At 41.9% G+C, this 15880-nt stretch carries 17 protein-coding genes; 4 read left to right on the top strand and 13 right to left on the bottom strand.

All coding sequences use genetic code 11. From position 1 onward, the window contains the following. On the bottom strand, positions 1-1732 hold a 1732-nt coding region (gene vnfD / locus ACM0OX_RS19810), incomplete at its 3' end, for a nitrogenase vanadium-iron protein, alpha chain (protein WP_414516744.1). Between the two features lie 864 nt (positions 1733-2596). Between vnfD and ACM0OX_RS19805 the strand changes: the two genes are divergently transcribed. Continuing rightward, positions 2597-3220, top strand: coding sequence for a TetR/AcrR family transcriptional regulator (locus tag ACM0OX_RS19805; RefSeq protein WP_414516743.1), 624 nt, complete (start codon positions 2597-2599; stop codon positions 3218-3220). A 151-nt stretch (positions 3221-3371) separates the two neighbouring features. Here ACM0OX_RS19805 and ACM0OX_RS19800 read toward each other — a convergent pair whose 3' ends face one another. Beyond that, positions 3372-4454 carry an energy-coupling factor ABC transporter ATP-binding protein gene (locus ACM0OX_RS19800; protein ID WP_414516742.1) on the bottom strand — a complete coding sequence of 361 codons (1083 nt, stop codon included), beginning with the start codon at positions 4452-4454 and terminating at the stop codon, positions 3372-3374. After that, entirely contained in the window at positions 4451-5149 is a 699-nt protein-coding gene (locus tag ACM0OX_RS19795) for an ABC transporter permease (protein WP_414516741.1), read from the bottom strand. The genes ACM0OX_RS19800 and ACM0OX_RS19795 overlap by 4 nt, the downstream gene beginning before the upstream one ends. Positions 5150-5252: 103 nt before the next feature. Here ACM0OX_RS19795 and ACM0OX_RS19790 point away from each other — a divergent pair, with 103 nt between their 5' ends. Continuing rightward, the gene (locus ACM0OX_RS19790) at positions 5253-6422 is read left to right on the top strand and encodes an RNA-guided endonuclease InsQ/TnpB family protein (protein ID WP_414516740.1); all 1170 of its coding nucleotides are present in this window, start codon (positions 5253-5255) and stop codon (positions 6420-6422) included. Between the two features lie 99 nt (positions 6423-6521). Here ACM0OX_RS19790 and ACM0OX_RS19785 read toward each other — a convergent pair whose 3' ends face one another. From ACM0OX_RS19785 to ACM0OX_RS19775, 3 genes are all read right to left on the bottom strand, one after another. Then, positions 6522-7403: a substrate-binding domain-containing protein gene (locus tag ACM0OX_RS19785; RefSeq protein ID WP_414516739.1), complete on the bottom strand. Its 882-nt coding sequence runs from the start codon at positions 7401-7403 to the stop codon at positions 6522-6524. A gap of 380 nt (positions 7404-7783) precedes the next feature. Continuing rightward, entirely contained in the window at positions 7784-8014 is a 231-nt protein-coding gene (locus ACM0OX_RS19780; protein WP_174709866.1) for a hypothetical protein, read from the bottom strand. A 460-nt stretch (positions 8015-8474) separates the two neighbouring features. After that, on the bottom strand, positions 8475-8663 hold the full coding sequence (locus ACM0OX_RS19775) for a hypothetical protein (protein WP_414516738.1): 189 nt from the start codon (positions 8661-8663) through the stop codon (positions 8475-8477). A gap of 69 nt (positions 8664-8732) precedes the next feature. Between ACM0OX_RS19775 and ACM0OX_RS19770 the strand changes: the two genes are divergently transcribed. Further along, positions 8733-9011, top strand: a complete 279-nt coding sequence (locus ACM0OX_RS19770) for a hypothetical protein (RefSeq protein ID WP_414516737.1) — start codon at positions 8733-8735, stop codon at positions 9009-9011. Further along, a complete protein-coding gene (locus ACM0OX_RS19765; RefSeq protein WP_414516736.1) occupies positions 9004-9267 on the top strand; it encodes a type II toxin-antitoxin system RelE family toxin in 264 nt (87 codons plus the stop codon). Before ACM0OX_RS19770 ends, ACM0OX_RS19765 begins: the two co-directional genes overlap by 8 nt. Positions 9268-9349: 82 nt before the next feature. Here the strand turns inward: ACM0OX_RS19765 and ACM0OX_RS19760 are convergent, their stop codons facing one another. The 7 genes from ACM0OX_RS19760 to ACM0OX_RS19730 all read right to left on the bottom strand — a co-directional run bounded on the left by ACM0OX_RS19760 (position 9350) and on the right by ACM0OX_RS19730 (position 15365). Next, positions 9350-9952, bottom strand: coding sequence for a cytochrome c oxidase subunit 3 (locus ACM0OX_RS19760; RefSeq protein WP_414516735.1), 603 nt, complete (start codon positions 9950-9952; stop codon positions 9350-9352). 182 nt (positions 9953-10134) lie between these two features. After that, positions 10135-11784 carry a cytochrome c oxidase subunit I gene (gene ctaD, locus ACM0OX_RS19755; RefSeq protein WP_414516734.1) on the bottom strand — a complete coding sequence of 550 codons (1650 nt, stop codon included), beginning with the start codon at positions 11782-11784 and terminating at the stop codon, positions 10135-10137. 71 nt (positions 11785-11855) lie between these two features. Continuing rightward, the gene (locus ACM0OX_RS19750; RefSeq protein ID WP_414516746.1) at positions 11856-12818 is read right to left on the bottom strand and encodes a cytochrome c oxidase subunit II; all 963 of its coding nucleotides are present in this window, start codon (positions 12816-12818) and stop codon (positions 11856-11858) included. Between the two features lie 49 nt (positions 12819-12867). Next, a complete protein-coding gene (locus ACM0OX_RS19745; protein WP_414516733.1) occupies positions 12868-13494 on the bottom strand; it encodes a DUF2231 domain-containing protein in 627 nt (208 codons plus the stop codon). Beyond that, complete coding sequence (locus ACM0OX_RS19740; RefSeq protein WP_335220809.1) at positions 13491-13985, bottom strand: DUF2231 domain-containing protein; 495 nt, start codon at positions 13983-13985, stop codon at positions 13491-13493. Before ACM0OX_RS19740 ends, ACM0OX_RS19745 begins: the two co-directional genes overlap by 4 nt. Before the next feature lie 515 nt (positions 13986-14500). Next, entirely contained in the window at positions 14501-15001 is a 501-nt protein-coding gene (locus ACM0OX_RS19735) for a phosphate-starvation-inducible PsiE family protein (protein WP_414516745.1), read from the bottom strand. Between the two features lie 136 nt (positions 15002-15137). Next, the gene (locus ACM0OX_RS19730; protein ID WP_094332482.1) at positions 15138-15365 is read right to left on the bottom strand and encodes a hypothetical protein; all 228 of its coding nucleotides are present in this window, start codon (positions 15363-15365) and stop codon (positions 15138-15140) included. Between the last annotated feature and the right edge of the window lie 515 nt (positions 15366-15880).

Raw genomic sequence — 15880 nt, 5'->3', positions numbered from 1 at the left:
TAGCTTGTGGTTGAACTTGTGGTGCAACTTCCTTAGCTTGTGGTTGAACTTGTGGTGCAACTTCCTTAGCTTGTGGTTGAACTTGTGGCGCAACTTCCTTAGCTTGTGGTTGAACTTGTGGTGCAACTTCCTTAGCTTGTGGTTGAACTTGTGGCGCAACTTCCTTAGCTTGTGGTTGAACCTGTGGTACAGCTTTTTTAGCTACTTGTGGTGCAACTTCCTTAGCTGGCTGTTTAACCTGTGAAGTGGCTTCCTTAACTTGCTGTTGAACTAAAGAAACGACTTGCTCAGATAGCTCTTTGGTTGCTTTACCGTTGCCATTACCATTGGTACTTGGCAGATTTTGCTCACCACGGATATCAGATTGAGCGAGTTTCATCAAAGGGGAGTAAATGGCATTGTACATATCCCTTGCCATATTCACCGCACCTTCAAAACCCATATAAGGGCCATTGTGGTAGCCATGACCATTCACATAAGGCAAATGCAACTTCTTCACCAATGCACCCACCCTCGGGCCAGTCAACACCAAATCAGGCTTGACCATCTCCAGCACCTCGAAGAACTCAAGTTCATTGCCATCATCAATATAGATAGTCCCTTCTTCACCTCTGGCAATTACCTTTTCAAAATCCTCTTGGTGTCCAAACTTGGACGACATCGCCACCACTTTCATCCCCAAATCGTCTTCCAGCGCTTTCGTCCAGTGCCACAAACGCGGGCCACCAGTCCAAATACAGACCTTTTTCCCAGTCAAGCGCTCTTTATACCAAGCTAACTTCGACTCATATTTAGCGACTTCTTCAGCAATCACCGCTTCGGCTCTATCTTCAATCCCAAAGAAAGCCCCGATTTTGCGTAACCCTTCCTTGGCATAGTCAAAGCCCCAAGTATCCACATCGATACGAGGAATGCCGTATTTTTTCTTTAGCTCATTGGCAATATATCCCGCAGAACGCGCACAGTTGGTAACATTCAACTGCGCTCTGTGCATTCCACGCAATGAGTCATAAGTACCATTGCCAGTAAAATGGGCAATAATTTGCACACCCATTTTTTCCATATACTTTTCAAGGACAAAGGTATCTCCTTGAATGTTGTAATCACCAATGACATTGATAGTATATGGGCTGGTAATTTCTGGCTCATAAGTTCCAACCTTGTCAGTCATCCACCCCATATTGAACACGTGGTGTCCTTTGGATTGACTCACCCCAGCAAAACCCGGACACTCCACAGTGAAGATATCCACATCACCAAGTTCTTTTTCTACTTCTTTGACTACAGGCTTAATATCATCGCCAATCAAAGCAGTAGAGCAGGTGGTGTACACCATCATCCGCTTGATGTCAGGAAATTCGGCAAAGGCTTCCAGCATCGCTTTTTTCAGCAGCTTTTCACCACCGAAGACAACATGCTGTTCCTTCATGTCCGATGACCAGACATATTTGAGTTGGAAGTTGCCATTGTCGCTGGGATAGCGTTTGGTATGCCATGTATCATAAGCACAGCCCACAGGCCCATGTATCAACTGGATAGTGTCTTTGAGAACACCACCAATTACTAGCTTTGCACCACAATAACTGCATCCGCGCTCAGATAATGAGCCAGGAATGGTTTCGACGTGGGCGCTAGGGAGAAACTGGGTTGTATCTTCTCCTTTCTCTTTAATATATATGTGCTTCTCCCGTTCGGGAATCGTTTCGTCGCACTTAAACAACTTCATTGGCATGGCTGATGGCTCCAGTTGCAATTTATCAGAAGACAGACTCTTCTAATATGTAATTTTTGTCAGAAACTTGTTGGAGTTCCTTGATTTCAAAATCCTATCAACCTTTCTAATTAATAATAGTAAAGCTGATAACAATAACGCAAATTAATATTGCAAAATAGTCATTAATCCAGTTTATAATAGACAGTTCTGTATAGATTCAAAGTAATCCCATTCATTCTATATAAAAGACTTTGAGTCAAGAGAGTAGACAGACTATTCTAACTGGAAATGAAGAGGCAAATGATTTAATTTCTGTCCTCACTATAGATATCTCACCAAAGAAAAATCGACGATATTTTCTCAACTTTCAACAACAGAATAACGCAATTATCGGCTTTGAGGCTCTCTAGATGATGACTAATTGTAACCACGAATACTCTTTGTAAATTAATTGATCAGCGCAAGTAAATTGGCCAGATGTATGATATTCTTTATTTATAGGGAATCTAAACCACTTCACGCACAAAGGATCTCCAAGCACTTGCGCTGTAGTGATGAAGTCAAATCCCATAAGTTAACCAATTGTTTGATGAACTGATGGTCTTGCTCCACAAGTTTCTGGAGGATTGTGGAAGTACTTGATCGGTAGCAGTTCTGAAGTTCGGGGGGACTTTGGTCTGCTTGCAGTTCATCAATCACTTTTGGGATAAACCTTTTATTATTTACAGATAGTTTTTTCTGAAATCCTCAGAAAAAATCAAAGCTTTGGCGAATGAAAAAATAGAATAAGTAATCGATAAATAATATTATTTGCTATTTAACCAATTGGGTAAAACAAACTTAATTGAACTTCCAGATTAATTAAATAACCTGGTGTTTAAAATGACTAAACCGAAAACAATCCGTAAATCTGTTCGCGATCGCATCCTCAATACAGCATCAGGCTTGTTTTATCGAGAAGGAATTCGCAATGTCGGTATTGACAGAATTGTTGCGGAATCTGGCGTTGCTAAAATGTCACTCTACAATCATTTCAAGTCAAAGGATGCATTAATTGAAGCGTGGCTGCGACAACAGGATGAACAATGGTGTGAATGGCTCAAAACCACGATTGAGCAACGAGCTTCTAACCCATCCCAACAACTATTGGCAATATTCGATGCCCTACGGGAATGGTTTGAGGGCCCAGATTTTCGAGGTTGTGCATTCATTAATGCTTCAGTGGAACTAGCCAATGCTGACCACCCTGGACATAGAGTGGCATTAGAGCATCAACAATCTATCTACCACTACATCAAGAGCCTAGCTCAAGCCGCAGAAGTTTCATCACCCGAACAGTTGGCCAGGCAACTGCTTCTCCTCGTGCAAGGTGCGATCGTGGTTGCGATGATGGAAGGAAGTTGGTCAACCGCTTCACAGGCTAAAAAAGTCGCGGCAGCACTAATTCAGACTGCATCAAAATCCGGTGTTGTCGAAACAGTTTTGACTGCCCATTTAGAGTGCTGAGTATATTCATAAACCCGAACAAATACTTGCACCAGATGATGGTTTTAATAAGATAAATACTGCCGCGTGTAAAATTTTAGAATATTTTGCTAATTGGACTGACTAAATTCTTATTTATTCCACTATTTCTAGTATAAAACCGTCTCTCGTTCTAAACAAAATGTGCATCTTTAGGATTGAATGCTAGTTTAATTATCTCATGGGGATATACATTGCCAAATATATGATTCCGAGGCACCCTGGCGATTAAAGTTTGTTCTCCCACCTTAACCCAAATACTACAAATCCCAATACCATTTAAAACCCGTTCAACTAGTCCTTCAATAATTACCGAACACAGTTTGTGTCGCATTGAAGAACTTGCATCGTAAAGATTGAAAGTATCGCCAGATAAACAACATGTAGTAATTGGTTTTGTGATTTCCCCAGGATATAAAAACTCTATCCCGTTTGCAAGTTTGATAAAATTTCCACGGCTACTCCGTTCTACATGGCACGGAATAATATTATCTATCCCTACCAGTCTGGCAAGCTGCTCGTTAGCTGGTCGGCGGATGATAGTTTCCAAGTTATCATCCTGGACAATACAGCCGTCAAATAAAGCGATCGCTCGATCGGCAAAATGCAGTATATCTGTAAAATTATGACTGACTAATATAACTGCCGAACCCCTCGCTTGCACCCATTGTCTAATTTTCTCGATCATCTGGGGACGTATTCCCACATCTAAAGAGGCAGAAGGCTCATCCAAAAGCAGCAATTCGGAATCAGCAACTAAACCGCAGGCAATACAAACTCGTTTCGCTTCACCACCAGACAGAGAACGCGCTGACTGATTTGCTAAGTGTTCACAGCCAAAAGTTGTCAGTGCAGTATGTACCCTTTGCTTAATCTTGTGTGTTGGTGTGCCGCGAAACTTTAATACCTTGGCAACATTATTAAAAACAGTGTCATCCAGTAGTAAGGTTTCCTGAAAGACCAAAGCCGAACGACGACGCAACAATGTTTTATTGGTATTACGGACATCCTCTCCAAATAATTGCATCTCACCACGGTAAGGTTGCAAAAGATTGATTGTTCTTAGCAAAGTGCTTTTACCAGCGCCATTGGGGCCAAGTACAGCAACCAATTCTCCAGGGCGGACTGTAAAATTTTCAATTGACAGGATATTTTTACGTGTTTTGCTATCAACGCTAACCTGCCGCATATTCAGGACATATTCGTTAGTATTCATAGAATTTTCTTGTCATGCTGTAAGATAGTCAGCAACACGATCACGGTGTATGTGATGATGAGGAGGATGTATGCGATCGCCATTGCAACATCGTAATTTCCTTTCCCTACCTCCGTAACGATCGCTGTAGTCAAGACTCTAGTCTGTCCCTTAATATTGCCGCCCACCATCATGGATGCACCAACTTCTGAGATGACGCGACCAAAACCAGCCATGATTGCAGCCATTAACCCTAACCGTGCTTCCTTGATTAGCAACCAGTTGGCTTGCCACTGTGTCGCCCCCATTGATAACAATCGCCAGCGTAGCTTCGGATTAATACTGATAATTGCCGCAAAACTGAAGCCAGCAACAATTGGAAAAGCGATGATGGTTTGGGCGACGATCATAGCTATGGGTGTATAAATTAAATCCAGATTTCCCAATGGGCCAGATCGCCACAAAAACATACTGACGAATAAACCGACTACGACGGGTGGTAATCCCATACCGAAGTTAATCAAACTAGTCAGAGTTTGCTTGCCGATGAAATCCACTAATGCTAGCCACAGTCCTAATGGTAGTCCCAGTAAAACGCTAATGGCTGTAGCTGTTCCAGATACAAACAATGTCATCGTCATGACTTGGAAAACGTCACTATCACCACTGCTTAATAGCTCAAAAGCTTTGAAAGCTCCTTCGATGATTGTATTCACCTAAAAACCTCGCGGGAGTGTGGAAGCCGCGCACCTTTAGGTCGCGCAGGAAACAAGACTCGGCTATTTTTAAATAGCCATCACTTGTGATATAATTTATCGTATGGAACAAGTACTGACACTAGTTTGCAAGCTTAACCCCACTCCTGAACAAGTTGCCCAAATAGAGGCAACTTTGAAGGCGTTTGCGGATGCTTGCAACTATGCCAATCAGCAAGTTAAACCTCAAATAACAAGCAAGACAACCATTCAAAACATGGTCTATCAAGACTTGCGTTTGTTGTTTGGGTTGTCTGCTAATTTGGCTGTTAGGGCTTGTGCCAGAGTAGGGGCCAACCGCAAAACAGCAAAGCAGCAAAGTAAACCAGTCAAAGACTTTAAGCCTACTAGCGCCGACTACGACGCTAGGATTTTTGCGTTTAGAGAGAAAGACTGGAGTGTTAGCCTGACTTTGCTGGATAGTAGGGAGCATATCAAGATTGATGTTGGCAATTACCAAAGAGGAAAGCTCAAAGGTAAAAAGCCAACATCGGCGCAGTTGTGTAAACATCGGGATTGTTCCTACTATGTTCATATTCAAGTCAAAGATGAAGTTCCTGAACCACTCAAACCCACCAACGTTATTGGTGTAGATTTTGGGCGCAGGGATATCGCTGTAACTAGCAATGGGGATAAATGGGACGGAAAACAAGTAACTGATATTCGGGATAGATATAGCAGAACTAGAGCTTCTCTCCAACAAAAAGCTACGAAAGGCACAAGGTCTACTCGCCGCAGGGCAAAACAGATTTTGCAACGGCTGTCGGGGCGTGAGAGAAGATTTCAGCAATGGCTTAACCATCAAATCAGCTACCAAATTATTCAGCAAGCGAAATCCATCAAAGCAATTGTTGCTATTGAAAACCTGACAGGGATTAGGGAGCGCACCAATCAGCAACCTAGAAACAAGGTTGAGCGCAGACGCTCTAATTCTTGGTCGTTTTATCAATTGCGGTACTTCCTTGAGTACAAGGGCATTAAGGAAGGAGTGGAAGTAGTTGCAGTGCCACCAGCCTACACTAGCCAAACCTGCCACCAGTGCTTGTACATTGGGTTGAGATCCGATAAGCGTTTCAAGTGTGGTAACTGTTCTTGGCATGGTGACGCTGATTTGAATGGTGCAAAAATGATTTCTCTTTTGGGGCAGTCTGTAAGCCTGCCTGGAGGTTCGGGTTATTTGTGCTGTGAACTCAGTACCGATAGCTCAGGGCTACTGAAAGCCCGATGTCTTTAGACCGGGGTAAGCTTACAAATACAAATCTCTTAAAAAATTGGGAAATAATACTCAAATATGCAGTAAAGCAACTCTTAACGAGCTGATACTCAAGTTTCTTTAAAAGCCATAATCTTTCTCCGTTTTACCGGCATCAACATAAAATAGCGGTTGTTTAAACTCTTTTTTCCCGTGGGCTGCAATTATTGTCTGTCCTTCAGGAGATAAGACAAAATTAATAAACGCTTTAGCTCCTGCACTATTGACTCTGGGGTACTTCTTAGAATTTACCTCCATCACATGGTAAAGATTTAACAGTTTCCTATCTCCTTGCACCAGTACAGGCAAAGACAGATTTTTCTGCTGAAATATATACGTTGCCCGATCTGCTAAGGTATATCCCAGTTTTTGATTAGCAACTTGCAAAGTTTCCGCCATTCCTGAACCTGTTTGCTGATACCAAGTTCCAGATGGTGTGATGTTTGCCTGTTTCCATAAATCTTTTTCTAGTTTGTTAGTACCTGAGTCATCACCCCGCGATACAAACAATGCTTGATTTTTAGCAATCAGACTGAACGCTTCCACAGCATTCTTTTTCCCTCGAATCTTTGCTTTGTCTGCATCTGGCCCGACAATCACAAAGTCATTGTGCATTACCAAGTGGCGATTAATCACCGCACCACCCGACAAAACTTTGCGTTCGGCTTTCGGTGAATTGACGAATAGCGCGTCAACCTCACCTTTTTCAGCCAGAGCCAAAGCTTGTCCGGTGCCGACTGCAACCTTTTTCAGCCTATATCCTGTTTTCTTTTCAATCGCCGGAACTAAATCATCTAGCAGCCCACTATCCTCAATACTGGTTGTCATCGCCACAATGACATTTCTACTTCCTGAAGACTGTCCAAAAGTTGGCTCTTGGTTGAATATACTACCAAAGCCGATGCAAAGAATCGCCACGAGAATTACCAAATACCCATGACGCAAAGCCCGATGATTGATCATTGCACTCTCCTAGCAATCTGTGTGCCAATATTCTTTACTATGGCAAGTAAAACTTACATTGAGGAGTATAGGCAAGATTGATTAGGAAAGCAACTATATTTATGTTGTTTTCCAGACAATTTTGATGATGAGAAGAATTCCTGACAAGATGCTGACATCTTAGTTTTTACCCAGCATGGCATTTCTTTAGAAGAACTTGACAGAAGTCCTGGTATAGCTTTAGACCGCTTTGTTTCAGTCATTGTGACGTAGTTTAGAGATATTTGGTGGAATGCGATCGCAGTCTTTGATCAACTGCGATCGCAACAGGTTCGTGTGTCCACGATGGATTTAAGAATAGCAACGGTCGGCATCCAGGCAGCCCTAGATATTAAAGGAGGCTATTCTCCTGGCATCAGTAAGCGGTAAAGGAAGTTTTTACTTACTTGGTTTTGTCTAGCCATTTCTAGAAGTAGTATATCTCCATTTTTGAGGAGGACGAAAAAGCATTGAGCATCGAGGTAATCATCGTTGCGTAATCCTTCATCAGCTACCTTTGTTTCCTCTATGTCTTCATAGTTCAAGTAATGCTCTTTGTCCTCAACGTCTACTACATTAAATACGATCGGCATTGGCTTTTAAGGTACAAGAGTACATTGTCGATCATAAATTGTATAGTTGTTTCAAATCTGTTGGTTTAGTTGCAAAATACAACCCTCCTGGAATGTCCTGGGAGGGTTCTAAGTTAGGCAACTTGGAAATAATTAAGGCAACAAAGCACACTTCAAAATGTCGATTTTGCGTTATCGATTGTTAGTTTTCATTAAAAAGCGGATGCTTTGTCTGTGTTTCCTAGTCACACTCTTTTAGGGCTGATTTCAAACACTGTCAGAGTGAGATAATTCTTTAAGAAAAGGTACAAGTTCATCAAGAGGCATAAGTTATTTGATGAATTTGGGTTGCATCTATTTTAGAGTCTTTCCTTAGCATATTTGCGATCGCCTGAGAAAGTGCTGATGTGTGACTGAGCTAAACTAAACGTATATCATCTCAAAATAAGCAATATGGCTCTGGGCGAAATTTTACCAACTGTCAGTCAACTATCTCATCAAGATAAACTTCGACTAATCCACTTTCTCCTTCTTGCAGTTGCGAAAGAAGAAGGATAAAGCTTAGAAGATACTGAAGAGAGTGATTCAACCAAAGCACTTCTAAATCAACTGGCATCAACTCAAGGAGTTGTCTGGTCTCCTCAAGCAACTCCTGAAGCAATTCAAGCATTGTCAGACCTGCTAGTGGCAGCACAGGGAGCTACAATAGACGGTAAACCTTGAAGTTGCAAAACAAGCGATGAGTACTACGGATAATTCGCCGATTGAGGATAGGTCATCAGCAGATTTAATAGCTGTGACAGAGTTACAGCGCCAGCTTAATGACTTACTCAAGCAACTATCGCCAGAGCGATTACAGGTACTTGCTGATTTTGCAGCTTATTTAGCAAATGCTGAAAGCGAAGCTGCAACCCAAGAACTTTTGGCAATTCCTGGATTGCTAGAGCGAGTCAAGCACTCATCAGCAACTCCTAAAACCCTTTACACACCCTGGAGAAACCTTCGCTCTGATGTATGAAGTTGTTCTCCATCCCGATGCCCAAAAGGTTTATATCAATGCTGATAAAGCCCTAGCAAAGAAAATTGCCCGATGTTTGCAGCAGCTAGAGCAAACTCCCCAGTCCCACCCTAACATCAAAGCCCTTAAGGGGGATTATGCAGGGTACTATCGCTACCGAATCGGCGACTATAGGGTGATTTATTCCATAGACGATGAAGTGGTGCAGGTATTTGTTATAGCGATCGCCCATCGCAGTGAGGCGTATGAACCGTAAGGTTATCTGCGACACGTTAGGCGGAAGGTGTTGTGTAAGTCCTAATAGCTATTTTCCACACAAAAGCTCAGACCACAAAGTATCATTGCCAGATATAAATCAGGATAAACAAAACAATCCAGATGACATCAACAAAGTGCCAGAAAATAGAAGTGGCATTTACACCAAAATGACCTGTGTCGTAGTTACCAGGAATGAAAGAGCGACCAAAAACAAGTATCTGCAACAAAATGCCAGTCAGAACGTGTAAACCGTGGAAACCTGTCAGTAAGTAGAACATCCCACCAAAGACACCTGTGGTAAAGCCAAAAGAAAGATGGCTCCATTCGATCGCTTGTCCGACTAAGAAGTAACTTCCCATTGCGATGGAAAGCATTAGAAACTGGCGAAATGCTATCACGTCGTGACGTGCAAGGGCGCGTTCTGCCAAGTAGATGACAAAGCTACTAGAAACAAGAATTACCGTATTAATTGCCGGATCTCTGACTTCCAGTCCAGAAACACCAACTGGTAGCCAGTCAGGATTTGCTGTTTTATAGACAATATATGCTGTAAAAAAACCGAGGAAAATGAAAGTCTCTGACAGCAAGAAGACAATGAAGCCGAACATCTTGCTGCCTTCTTCATCATGGGTATGCTCGTGTGAGGGATAATGTGATTCTTCTGAAATGATGGAACTATCCATTGCTTGAATACTCCTAAATATAGGTTAGTGGTAGCCAAAGTAAGTACAAATTTTGGCAAGAAATTCCTCTTTAACCTCTTAACTCTGTGTTCTCTGCGCCTCTGCGGTTCAATTACTTTTTAACCGCAGAGACGCAGAGGGCGCAGAGAAATTCGTTGTATAACGTCTGTACAATATCGCCACTAATGCTCGGCTACCAATGGTTCAGATTTACCGTAGCCGTAGGGTTCACCTAGAACAACTGGAATTTCCTCAAAGTTCTCAACAGGAGGTGGTGAAGCAACTAGCCACTCCAGTCCAATTGCTCGCCAAGGATTCTTCGGTGCTTGTTCGCCATGTATCCAAGAACCAATCATATTCAGAATGAAGGGTAAAGTGGATACACCTAGTAAAAATCCGCCGATACTGGCGATAATATTCCAAAATTCATACTCTGGGGCATAAGAAGAAACTCGACGCAACATTCCCTGTAATCCTAGTGGGTGCATTGGAAAGAAGTTGAGGTTAGTGCCAATGAACGCCAGCCAGAAGTGCAACTTGCCCAAGCCTTCGTAATACATACGTCCAGTCATCTTGGGGAACCAGAAGTAAATAGCAGCAAACATCCCCATCGTGACTGTACCATACAGAACATAGTGGAAGTGACCCACCACATAGTAAGTGTTGTTGACATGGACATCAATGGGAACAGAGGAAAGGGTGATGCCAGTGATACCTGCAAATACAAACAATATTAATGCACCAAACGCAAACAACATTGGTGTATCAAATCGGAGCTTGCCACCCCAAATCGTTGCAGTCCAGGCAAACACCTTAATGCCAGTGGGGACAGAAACGAACATTGTTGTGAGCATGAAAAACAGCCGCATCCAGCCTGGAGTACCACTGACGTATAAATGGTGTACCCAGACTATACCGCTAACTCCAGCTATGAGAAGTGATGAAATGGCGACAATCTTATAGCCAAACAGAGGTTTACGAGCAAAAACAGGAAATATCTCTGAAAAGACTCCAAAGACCGGCAGAATGATTACGTAAACAGCAGGGTGAGAGTAGAACCAGAAAAAGTGCTGAAATAGAACAGGGTCGCCTCCCTTGGTGGGGTCAAAAAAGCTAGTTCCAACTGTTAAGTCGAGTAAAAGCATGACTGCACCTGCTGTTAAGACAGGTAGTCCAAACAGTTGGATAATCTGGGCGCTGAATACATTCCAAACAAAGATGGGCATACGGAACGGTGTCATACCAGGCGCACGCATCTTCACAATCGTGGTGACAAAGTTAATCGCCCCCATAATTGAGGAAACACCTGATATTGCCACTGCTAGAAGCCAGATTACTTCACCATTGATTAAGTTGCCTGTCGGGTTTTGCAGACTAACGGGAGGATATGACCACCAACCGGCTTGCGCTGGCCCACCGGGTACAAAGAAGCTGGCCATCAGTAGGATAGCAGCGATCGGTATCATCCAGAAGGCGACAGCATTGAGTCTGGGAAACGCCATATCTCGCGCCCCAATCATCAGAGGTACAAGATAGTTAGCAAAACCTGTAAGTATGGGGAATGTCCATCCAAATAGCATCACAGTGCCGTGCATGGTGAACATTGCATTATAAACACTACGGTCAACGAGGTCTGATTCTGGGGTAATCAATTCCCCACGAATGATCATTGCAAATATGCCACCAACTAAAAAGAGAATGAAAGCGGTAACAATGTACTGAATACCGATAACTTTGTGGTCTGTGCTAAAGCTAAAGTATTGCTTCCAGTCTGTTCTAGGTTCCTGTTGAGGTGCGTCACTTGTAATGTCTTCAACGGAAATATTTGTCATTGTCTTTTATGCTTTGTTTTTTGTCATTTGTCACTTGTCCAAAACAGACGCGATTAATCGCGTCTCTACGACTAATTGCTGTAATTAACTACAGGGGCTTGTGCAGGTGCTACCGTAACCCAGCCTTTGATTAATTCTTTTGATTCTTGGGCGTATTCGGAAGCTGCTTGATTATTTGCAGTACATGGTTTACGATTTGCCGCTTCTGCAAGCCACTTTTTGTAATCTTCAGGGGACTCGACAACAACATTCGCCCGCATGGTTGCAAAATAAGTACCGCTAAATTCGGAATCGGTCAATTCATATTTACCAATACGGATAGGGGTGAATTCAAAGTCAATGTTGCGGTTGGGAATAATATCTTGCTTGACTCGGAAAGCCGGAATATAAAAGCCGTGGAGAACATCCTCAGATTGCATAGCTAGACGGATGCGATGATTGACGGGTAAATGTAGTTCGGTGCTGGTAATTCCTGTTTTTGGATAGCGGAAAACCCAAGCCCACTGTTTGGCATTAACTTCAATGTCTTCAAATGGGATTACATTTGATGTAGCATCAGTTGATACAATTGAGGAAGTCGGGGAGGCGGAAACTATCCCTGCATCTCCGTTAATTGGTGCAGCAGATGCCGATTTCATCCCTATTGGAATATGCAGATGCATAGCTTCCATTGGGCCTTGAATCCCCATTTGCTCGTAGATTTGGTAGCTGTAGGTGGCAATCCAAAACACTAGCAATACAGGAATTGTAGTCCAGACAATTTCTAGTGTGATATTTCCTTCAATTGGGGGGCCATCGCTGGTATCATACTCCTCTGCTCGATGGAAAATCGCTGAGTAGATAAGTGTTCCCGTGACTCCAAGGAAAATAAATGCTCCCAGCGTGATTAAAAAACTAAACAACTTATCGACAAGCTGCGATTCTGCTGCGGCTTGAGGAGGCATCCAGGAATACGTCCACTGCCCTATCAAAAGACTAACAGCAGTTAAGGCGATCGCGATCGCACTCAAGATCAAAATATTTCGGATTTTCATAGCCATAAAAGTCATTGGTCATTAGTCATTAGTCATTGGTCATTAGTATCTATACAAAGGACAAATAACGAATGACAAAGGACAAATTGGGGTCTTTACCCAAGCGCAATAACATATCAGCAGTATTGTGAACCCCAAACTCAGCAGCTAAGTGCGCTCCTAGCGTACCGTGGATAAACATGATGAACATGATGAACAGCCCAGAAACTAAATAAGTCCACTGCACTTGTTGACTGTCATCCTGATGCCAAATATAGCGTTGAAATCCTCTCCAAATAGCCATCCCAAGAATCAGCGCTAGTAGAAAAACACCACCCACTCCATGCCAAAGCATTGTTTCCATTGCTTCCAATCCCCAGGCACTCTTTACCCCAGTCAGGGGTTCTGCCAACATGATTTCGTAAAAACCTGCTGCTACCGTAAAAATTGTGATGAGTGCCGAACCTAGCATATTGTACCAGCCAGCATCAAAGAAGCTGGAACGAGTGGCAGGAACTGCTAGAAACTTGAAGATTGGTTGTTGTAGCGGGAAGAACGCACCAATTAAATCAAAGGTAATACCAAGGATGAACAAACCTATAGTGAGATGAACTAAATTTGGGTGAATGGGTATAGTGTAGGGCAACCCATTTGCTCCCATCTGAGTCTTTAATTGCTCAATAACTTCAGGGTTCATTGCAGTAAGCCCTCCTTTATAGCTTCAACAACTGGTACAGTGTGCAACCCATATACCCAAACCAATTCATCTCCGAAATACACTTGTATGCCTACCAAAACAGTCAAAAGTAGACTTGCTGCTAGGTAATAAACTGATATCTTTTCTGGAGTGCGGCAATGAATCACGTAACGCCAAGCTGTAATAGCTGCCAGAATTCCTGCAAGTGACCAGCCAAGGAGTGTATGTAAATTAAGTACTGGTTGAACTGCGTTATAAGGTTGTGCTAAACCTGCTTCAAATTGACCAAAAATAACGGCGATGAAGATGGAGATTGTAGCGAAAAACATATTCCACCAACTCACCTCAAAAAGACGGTAGTTGCTAGTAAAGTATCCAATGACATCACACACGAAGGCAAACAAGACCATCGCAATCACAAAATGGACAATGATGGGATGTATCGTATCAGGATACGGTAAATTATGGTTATTCAGAAGATTCTCAAGCATGGTATTCTACTCATGTGTTAGTTAGTGTTTAGTGCTTAACAAGCAATACTTCACAATTTTTTGATTTCTACAACGATTTAGATTGCACTTAAATCCTTCTAAATAACAACAGCAATTCTGATGAGGAGAATTCTTTCACAGAGTAGCTTAAGTCTGATAGGTAAAAGCTCGCTGGAATGAATATAGAATAGCAAGTTATCGAAAAAGGTTTTACTCGTTGGTAAATGATGATGAACGAGTTACTACTTTCCATTTGTGAAGTCAAACAATGTATGAAACAGAAACACAAGGATATTAAATCTCTGCAATATCGCTTGGAATCTGATACACATGATCAAATAGGCTTTGGATATTATTATGCCCTAAGCTCATAATGAGAATTGCTGGTCTTGGAGTCTACTTTATTTTTTTGAAGAATTTTGTACTTTTGATTCTCCATATATAAAGAATATCATACATTTATTAAAAATACTTGCGATCTCCAACTAATTTTCAAACAGTATTTGTAGTTACAATTAATCAGAAGCTAAAGTATTCTCAGCCAACAATTGCTTTTTTTCTGTTGCTTCTGGGTTAGCAATTTTGACCTGTTCAAGAAAACGAGATATCCAAGGTAAAGCCACCATAATTCCTGTTAAAACTAATAAAAATACAGCTATTCCATAAATTTGGTCACGAGGAATTTCGAGTACACCGCGTAAAATAACCTCTCTTAAAGCAGAAACAATAGTAATTTCTACTGCTGCTGTTACGGATGTACGCTGTTGTTGTAGATGATCGATTAACAGACGAAATAACTCTACTAAAATCAAAATGAACAGGATATCAGATGTTACTTGCCGCAAATCTAATGGATTCAAAAAGGAGAAGAACATATCTCCGAGTCGGATGAGCATTACACAGAATAAACCAAGGCAGAGAGAAATTATAATAAAGTCTTGGAAAAATTCCAGGTTACGTACAATTGTATTTCTTTGTAACCAGTTGCTGAACTTTGAAGTTATTCCTTTTAGCATGGTATTTCCTAACAGACTAGATTCATTTATCTCCATAACTGAAATAGTGCTGAGTATCTAGCATCGATTACTCAGCACTTGGAACTGTATTCAATCCCCATTATTTAGCTGTGGGGTTTAACTCAGCCCTATTAAACTATTTGGAACCGTTGAGTTTATGTGCGGTTTCGGCAGTTTTCATCTTTGATGCTGCGGTTGTTAAGTTATTCGCAGCTTTGACGATCTCTTCTAAGGTTTCGTTAACCAGATTCTCATCAAGGGAGGTTTCTGATAAGTAGGTTTCGATGAAAATCTCCACTCGACTAACAATTATTTTGCTTTGAGAGCGTAGTCTGTTGAGGTCTTTGGTAGATAGATTATTCATTGTTTGAAGCTCCTTTGGTTTTGCGAGGTAATTCTACATTTTTGATCAGCAATTCTCAGTCAAAGAGCGATTCTTACAGGTTAGCCCTTTTTTGAAAGATAAAGCTTGCTGGAATACCCATTAAATTGTTCGCCTGTTGACTGCTTAAATGCCTTCAGATTCCCCAAATTCGTACAAAGGTTTCAAGCAGGAGAATTGCTATATTTGACAAGTTAGCGAGTCTATTTTAGAGGATATCTGAAAAGCTTTTTTGTATACGCCTAATCCTTGGAGATCCCCCTAAATCCCCCTTAATAAGGGGGACTTTAAGACTCTTATTCCCCCCTTTTTTAAGGCGGGTTAGGGGGGATCAAGAAATATTTGATACTTCTCAGACATCCTCTTAGGACTTACGCACTGAAAACTAAGGTTTGAGATTGCTTCTATTGGAGATGCTGCACTCGCAATGACATAATTTTGTCACGGTGCGTAAGTTCTTATCTATTGCTTAGACTTACGCACCGAAATCGTCTTTT

The organism is Nostoc sp. PCC 9305, from assembly GCF_963920915.1.
Taxonomy (GTDB): Bacteria; Cyanobacteriota; Cyanobacteriia; order Cyanobacteriales; family Nostocaceae; genus Nostoc.
This window is presented reverse-complemented; position numbering and strand designations above follow the sequence as displayed.